Origin of the sequence: Lacticaseibacillus songhuajiangensis, assembly GCF_003946025.1 — a bacterium.
Lineage (GTDB): Bacteria > Bacillota > Bacilli > Lactobacillales > Lactobacillaceae > Lacticaseibacillus > Lacticaseibacillus songhuajiangensis.
In genome coordinates, this window is record NZ_RHNR01000068.1 from 1 (window position 1) to 7,766 (window position 7,766).

A 7,766-nucleotide genomic window follows, 5' to 3' on the forward strand; every position below is an offset into this window, starting at 1 on the left:
CAGCGGAAGACCGCGTTAGCGGGCTGAAGCGGCCCCGCCCGACGTAGTTCCCGGAGCGTAGCCCAAGCGCACCACCATTGGAGTTGCCGACCCACCGCCTAGCGGCGGTTTGAAAACAAACCCAAGCGTAAAGTGCCCCCTTGCGGGCGCGGACTTACGCTGACGGACAGTAAAAGCGGGACACTATCGTGTCCCGCCTTCCTAATTTTTATTGCAATGTACTTGCGTGCGCGGTGTAACCCTTCTGCTTAGATATGTGGTGCAGCTTATAGTACGCGGAAATCATGTCACGGCCAACAAGCTTTTGGTAACCACCATCATCGGCAGCAGTAAAGATGTCCGGCAGAACGACCGCAATCGCAATTTGCGGGTTCTTTGCTGGTGCGAAGGCAATCAGCGAAACGTTCAGTGTGGACTGGCCGTTGGCGAAAGTCTGCGCAGTACCAGTCTTAGCCGCGACTCCCGGGTTGAGTCCGTTCATGACGGTCGCAGTTGTCCAACCGTTGGTGCCGTGAACGGCCTGCCACATCCCCTGCTTTACAAAGTTGATGTCGGCGGTGCTGGAAAGCACCTTGCTCTGCACGTTTGGCTGCGTGGTCGAAACGACCGGTCCGCTAGAACCATCGGCCAAGGTCTGGGAAATTGACTGCACAACGTACGGCTGCATTTTGTAACCGCCGTTGGCGATGGCGCTCACGTACTGTGCCATTTCAATTAGTGTATAGGAGTCGTAGTTCCCATAGGACAAGTCCAGTGCGGAACCGACGGCCAGTTGACCGTAGTCGTTGTAATTCTTACCGGTGACCCCGAGAGCTTCGCCAGGCAAGTCAATCCCAGTCTTGGTGCCCAGCCCAAACTGGGCGAAGTAACCGCGCAGGATGGAGAAGACGTCATTGTCCATCGTCATGACACTCTTTGGCGAGTAGGTTGCGTTAGCTTCCTTCATTGCCAGGCGCATCATGTAGATGTTACTAGAGACCTGCAGCGCCATCTGGGCGTTCATCGAGCTAAACGTCCCGACTGGATAAACAGATTTCTTAACTGGAGCACCCTTCAGGTAAATCGGTTCATCGGACTGGGTGTTGTTACTGCGGGTGATGACACCCTTCTGCAATGCCCCCAGTACCATGGCTGGCTTAACGGCGGACCCCATAACAAACGCGCGGTTAATGACCCCCAGCGCGTCATCCGTGATTTTGCCGGTCTTCGTATTGTGGGAAACACCAGCCATCGCGAGGACGGCGCCGGTGTTCGGGTTCATGGCAACAGCGTACATCCCGTCAGACAGTCCCGCACCACCAGAACCGAGTGCCTGGTTGTAGTACTTCTTGACAATTTTTTCGACCTGGTTTTGGTAATCCGAGTCAATGGTCAGGTTCAGGTTCTGGCCCTGCTGGCCGGCGAACTTCTCCACCTGGCTGACAATCTGATCTTGGCTGTTAATCTCGACTTTGGTTTGCGACTTACTACCGCGCAGTGCAGTTTCGTACTGCTTTTCCAGGTAGGAAGTCCCGACACGGTCGTTACGCGCGTAGCCATTCTCCAGGTAACTGGTGAGGGCTTCACGCGGCAAACCAGACTTTTCCGAGCTGACCGTCCCAATGATACTGGTGATGGACTTCCCGTTCGGATAGCTACGTTCCCAGTCAGTCCCCAGGTTAACCCCAGGCAGAGCGGTCAGGTGCTCACCGACAACCGCGACTTCCTTAGAAGTAACACCACTATCCTTGATGTAAACGGTCGACAGCTGCGTCGCTCCGTTCATCACTTTGTAGATTGCGGCCGCCTGCTTCTGTGCGGCGGTGAACTTTGGCATGATCTTGCCAGCGACCTTCAGCTGGTAGTTGTACACGTTATCCGTGTCCTTCTGCTGCTTCTTGGTCAGGTACTTGTTGACCTTCTTCACGTTGGCCTTGCTACCGAGGAAGTAGTCCTTCAGGTCACGCTTTTGCAGGTTGCTGGCGTCGACCGTGATGTACTTTTGCAGCAGGTTCGCGGTTTTGTACATCTGCGTGGACGACGTGGCCACGTTCTTGGTGTAGGTGATGGCCGCGTTGGCCTTATTGTCGACGAGCTCGCGCCCCTTGGAATCATAGATGATCCCGCGCGGCACGTTGCCGGTCACGACGGTACTGCCGGTCCGGTTAACTTCAGTATTGAACTTGGCACCGTTGGCAATCTGCAGGTACGCTAACTGACCAACCAGTAGCGCGAAGAGCAGGAAAACGATGAAGAATAGGAAGTTAAGACGAAATGGAATTGATGATTTTTGCCGCTTTGGCCGCGGCGTCCGAATGTACTTCAACTAGGCAGTCCCCTTTATTATTCTTATAACAGTGTACCAAAAAGCCCCGCTTAACTCCATGCATCTCGCCACTCGTGGTATGCTAACAAACAGAAACTTAAGCTAAGGAGGACAACATGCGAATTCTAACTGCAATCAAGAAACATCCGCTCACACTGGCGTTTTGTTTACCCGTCATCGTGATGGCTGTTTACTTTTTCGCTGTCCGGCACGTTTACCCCTTCGGTAATGCTAGCCTCTTAACGGTCGATATGGGGCAACAATACGTCGATTTTTACTCTTATTTTAGACAAACTTTGCTCGGCCACCCCGGTCAACTCTTCTACGCGTGGAATAAAGCCCTAGGCGGTGACATGTTCGGCGTCTGGGCTTACTACCTGATGAGTCCGTTCAACCTGTTACTCTTGCTGTTCCCCAAAACGCAAATTGACCTCGCCATCACTGCCATGACACTCGTTAAATACGGCGCGGCCAGTTTGAGCATGGCTTACTTCATGTACCGGCGCGGCCGCCGCGGCCTGATTCTCCCTACAACCGGCTTTGCCTACTCCTTGTGTGGCTGGATGGTCGCCAACACGCTCAATCTGATGTGGCTAGACGGGGCCATTATTCTGCCCTTGGTTGCAGACGGTATCGAGCGCCTCAGTAGCGAGCGGCCCCGTCATTATGCGCTCTGGCTCGCAGCGGCGCTGGTTGCCAACTACTATATGGGCTACATGATTTGCCTGTTTGCCATTTTGTACTACCTGTACGTGCTGGTGCGCGACTGGCAGGGCAAACGCCAAGCTGGACGCGTCACCTTACGCTTTACCGCTGGCAGCCTCCTTGCGGGCGGCTTGGCCGCCGTGGTGCTCCTGCCCACCTTCTACCAGCTGAGTCAAAGTAAGGGGACCTATACCGTAACCAAAATCAGTAGCCGCTTCGAGTACAACCCGCTGCACCTGATTGCCAAGTTCTTTAGCGGCGCGTTTAATTTTGACCAAATGCCCTCTGGAACACCCAACATCTTCATCGGGGCGCTGCTGACGCTCGGCGTGATTCTGTTCTTCATCGCCCGCAATATTCCCTTGCGTGAGCGCCTTGCAGCCTTGCTGGTCACCGCGTTCTTAGTTGTGTCGATGATGTACGAACCGCTCGACTTGCTCTGGCACGGCATGCAGTTTCCAGTCTGGTATCCCTACCGCTTCTCCTTTGTCGTTTGCTTCTTCCTGATTGTAGTTGGCGAACGCGGACTGCGCAGCGTGCCGGATGGCATCAACGTCTGGAAAATGCTCCTGCTCACCGCGCTCGCACTAGCCGCAACCCTTTACGTATGGCTGCACCTAAAGTCGTTCAGCTTTCTCAGTCGGGAAAGTGTCATTCTCAGCAAACTGTACGCGCTGCTGGCCATTGTCATCCTCAGCGCCAAGAACGACCAATTAGGGCTGAGTCACTTCATTATTTTTGGCTTCACCATTATTGATCTGACGACTAGCGCGGCGCTAGCGCTCAACCAAATCAGTTACGTTACGCACAGCGACTTCCATAGTTACACCGAAACCCTGCGCGCCGGCGTCAACAAAATTCAGGCCGCAGACCACGGCACTTACCGCATTGCTAAAACTGTGCTGCGCACCAAGAACGACGCCATGCAGATTGGCTACATGGGCGAGGATCAGTTTAACTCGATGTTCGAACCCGCCATTCCGCGTTTCTACGCGGCAATTGGCCAACCGGAAGGCGACGGCTTTGTCACTTACGCGGACGGCACGCTCTTGTCTGACGCGCTGCTTGATACCAAGTACTGGCTCGGCCCCCGCACCGTCAGCAAGCAAGCACTCGGCAATACCCTCTTGCCCGGCTTAAGTAGCCGTCCTGACATGAGCGAGTACGATTACCAAGGTCACACCAAGCTGCTCAACATCTACAAAAACCAGAACGCACTCGGACTTGCCTTCGCTGCCAGCAGCCATGTGCAAAAGACCAAACTTAATTCTACCAACCCGCTGACTAACCAGGAGGCGATTATCGCCGGTCTGATGGGGCGTGACTTCGAATCCCTGTTCAACGTCTTGCCTTTTGACCAGACGATGCTCACCAACATCAAGGTGACCAATGATAGTAGCGGGCCAGTATACCACGTGAAAAAGGGCCACAAGCGCGCGCAGGTGACCTACACCTACACGCCGAAGACTAGCGACCCGCTTTACCTCATCGTCGGCAGCGACTTCACTGACAATGCTGTGGACGTTTCACTGAATGGTAACAAGGTCATTACCTATGATACCTTCCGCAGTCCAGTCATCCTGAACGTATCCCCCGACCAAGTCGGCAAAAAGCAAACCATCAAGATGATCTTCAGTAAGAGCATCAATTTCAGCGACGTCTTCCTGTACAGCCTAAATAAGGCGCAACTGACCGCTGACCTGCACACCCTGAAACAAAATAGTTTGAGTAACGTCCAGCGCAGCGACACGAGTCTGTCCGGCGACATCACCACGGACAAAGATCAGAATCTGATTTTCACCACCGTCCCTGCCGCTAACGGCTGGCACATCCAGCTTGACGGTAAAACTGTTAAACCAGTCAAAGTGCTGGATACTTTCTGGGCAATCAAGACTAAAACCGGTCACCACCACTTGCAGATGCGCTACATGCCACCATACCTGCTGTTGGGACTGGCCATCACGGCAATCTCTGGACTAGTCGCCACTTGCTACTTGATTCCGCGACATCGGCACAAACACACCGTACGACACAAAGCGTAGACATATAAATAGCCCGCCAATCAATTGCGTAATGCAACCGACTGGCGGGCTATTTGCATGTCGTTACTTAGACGGCGGCCGTGTGGCCATCATCGTCGTCCTTGCCACTTGGTTTAACGATGCCGTGCTTGAAGGCGTAAATCGCCGCCTTCGTGCGGTCATCCACTTCCAGCTTGGCCAAAATGTTTGAGACGTGCGTCTTAACTGTTTTGAGTGTAATGAAGAGTTCATCCGCAATTTCCTGGTTGCTCTTGCCCTGGGCAATCAGGCGTAAAACTTCCCGTTCGCGACTGGTCAGCTCATCATAAAGCGCGATGTCCGCGGCCGTTTTTGAGCGGTTTTTAATTTTGTCGGAGACCTCAGGGTCCAAGACCTTCTGATCCTGAGCAGTTTGCCGAATGGCGTCAGCAATTTCGTCGGCGGTGCTGGTTTTCAAAATATAACTAGCCGCCCCCGCCTCAATAGCTGGGTACACCAACTCGTCATCAATGAAACTGGTCAGAATAATCACGCGCGCCCCCGGCCAGTCCTTCAGAATTTTCTTGGTGGCGTCCACCCCGTTCATTTTGGGCATGATGAGATCCATGAGCACCACGTCAGGATGCAGTGCCATTGCCTTGTCGTAACCTTCCTGGCCGTCCTCAGCTTCGCCAATGACTTCCAGATCATCCTGAACACCGAGGAATGACGAAATGCCGAGACGCACCATTTCGTGGTCATCCACAATTAGAACCTTAATCATTATTTGTTTCCTCCTTCGTGATTGGGACGCGGATTTCCACGCTGGTTCCTTGGTTCGGGAAGCTGACAACCCGCGCAGTACCACCGATTGCGGCCGCCCGTTCCCGAATGTTCTGCAGGCCGTAACTACCTGCCGCGCTGGCTTGACTCGTGTCGAAACCGACACCGTCATCGATTACCCGCAAAATCACGGTGCCGGCCGATTCGGCTAAGTAGACTTCTAGTTCTTCGGCATCTGCATGCCGTAATGTATTGCTCAATAATTCCTGCACAATCCGGAACAAATTATCCTCGGTTGCGGCAGGTAATTCAACTGGGGCCAATTCCCAGGTGATGCGAATGTTAATTTTGGTCTGCAATTCCTTCAGCAAGCCAATAATCCCCTCACGCAGATGCTTGCCCGCCAGGTTAGTCGGCCGTAAGTGCAGGAGCAGTGCCCGCATTTCGGACTGTGCGGAGTTAATCACGCGTTCGATGGTTCGAACCTGCGTCTGCACCTTCTCATCGCCGCCCTTTTTAGCAACACTGCGCAGTGCGGACAGCATCATCATTGCGGCAAAGAGTTGTTGCGACACTGAATCGTGTAACTCGCGGGCAATGCGGTGGCGTTCGTCCACCAAAATCTGTTCCTTGGACTCACCGCCAACCATTTCCGGCTTGGCGCTGTAACGGGTAATTTCCTGCTGCAGACGCAATACTTTTCGCCGCAAACTTTCGAGCATAACGGCATTCTCGCGGCCCACCGCGTGCTGCGTACGGCTATCACTGAAACTCAAGTTTGCCAGCTCGTTACCAGACAATGTCGACAAGCGGCTCGTAATCTCTCGCGACAGGCGATGCATCACGACATAAATAATCAGAAACGCAATGATACCAGTTGTGACGGCCCCTAGCACCGCATAACCGGCAACAGGAAAACCGTAGTAATAACGCGTGAGCGAGCCTAACCAGTTCTGCGGGTTGCGGCTCCCCTCAATCATCCACACCAGGGCGAACTCAAAAGCCAGAGTGGCGATGGCAATGCTGCTAAAAATCCCGAGATACGTCCGCTTTCTCATACTGGCACCACCTCCAGGTCCCCAACGAGGGCGGAAGTAATGATGCGTAATTTACGCGGCGCCGTATCGTAGTCATCGCTGTACAAATGCAGCGTTTCGTTTCTTAAAGTATGTTCAGTACCCGCAAACTCAACTTTACCAATTAGTGCGGAGTGGTTGAGTTCAATGCCCACGCCAATCGGGACAAGTAGCCGCGTCTTGCCAAAACCCTTGCGGATCATCACGACGTTTTCCCGTTTGGGCAAAATTGTGTTTCCCAGGTCAATGATGGTGTCCCCGGTGATGACGCTAATATTCTCATCTTGCCACTCATAAACGGATTGACCAATTGCCATATCGCCAATCCACTGGTGTTGCTCAGCATTCCGGTCGCCGCTGTCTTCAGTGGTCCGCACACTCACAAACTGCTTACGAATCCACGGAAAAAGGCCACCGCTGCTGACGGTCTTGCTACCAGCGAACAGCACCACAATCACGCCGACAAGCATCATCCACCATGCCACTGGGTTGATGAACACCGACACGATTACGGCAATGCTACCGAAAATCATCAGTGGCGTCCGGAGGAGCCGCCCCCTGCGCATGTTCGCGGCCCAACACAAACTCAGCACACCGAGGATGCAGAACACCAGGGTGGCTGGATTGCTAATGACCTTGTATGCCAGCAGCAAGAACAATGCTGCCTCAATTAAAATAAAAACACGCACGCGTAAGGACATTTCCTCACCTCCACCATACATCATACCGAATTTTGAGAATTTTGCTTAGGTCCCGAGCCCGATTTTCCAAACTTTCGCTGTCCGTCTGCGATAGCATTTCAGTGACGAAGTCACACAGGGCCTCTGCGGCGTTTTCACAACTACTACTAGGTGGGCGGTGGGGTCGGCAACTCCGGCAGGAGTGCACTTGCGCTTC

5 protein-coding genes are annotated in these 7,766 nt (G+C 53.5%); 1 reads left to right on the forward strand and 4 read right to left on the reverse strand.

Translation table 11 applies throughout. The features are described 5' to 3' along the window. Positions 1-208: 208 nt before the first annotated feature. Positions 209-2,305 (reverse strand): peptidoglycan D,D-transpeptidase FtsI family protein, encoded by a 2,097-nt coding sequence (locus tag EKM97_RS11455; protein WP_125572517.1) that lies wholly within the window; start codon positions 2,303-2,305, stop codon positions 209-211. 116 nt (positions 2,306-2,421) lie between these two features. On the opposite strand from EKM97_RS11455, the gene EKM97_RS11460 reads away from it, so the two are divergent. Further along, the gene (locus tag EKM97_RS11460) at positions 2,422-5,052 is read left to right on the forward strand and encodes a YfhO family protein (protein ID WP_125572518.1); all 2,631 of its coding nucleotides are present in this window, start codon (positions 2,422-2,424) and stop codon (positions 5,050-5,052) included. A 67-nt stretch (positions 5,053-5,119) separates the two neighbouring features. Here the strand turns inward: EKM97_RS11460 and EKM97_RS11465 are convergent, their stop codons facing one another. The 3 genes from EKM97_RS11465 to liaF are packed head-to-tail and all read right to left on the reverse strand — an operon-like array spanning position 5,120 to position 7,570. Continuing rightward, positions 5,120-5,794, reverse strand: a complete 675-nt coding sequence (locus tag EKM97_RS11465; RefSeq protein ID WP_125572519.1) for a response regulator transcription factor — start codon at positions 5,792-5,794, stop codon at positions 5,120-5,122. Beyond that, on the reverse strand, positions 5,787-6,851 hold the full coding sequence (locus tag EKM97_RS11470; protein WP_125572520.1) for a sensor histidine kinase: 1,065 nt from the start codon (positions 6,849-6,851) through the stop codon (positions 5,787-5,789). The genes EKM97_RS11465 and EKM97_RS11470 overlap by 8 nt, the downstream gene beginning before the upstream one ends. Then, positions 6,848-7,570 (reverse strand): cell wall-active antibiotics response protein LiaF, encoded by a 723-nt coding sequence (gene liaF / locus EKM97_RS11475; protein ID WP_164507540.1) that lies wholly within the window; start codon positions 7,568-7,570, stop codon positions 6,848-6,850. Before liaF ends, EKM97_RS11470 begins: the two co-directional genes overlap by 4 nt. Between the last annotated feature and the right edge of the window lie 196 nt (positions 7,571-7,766).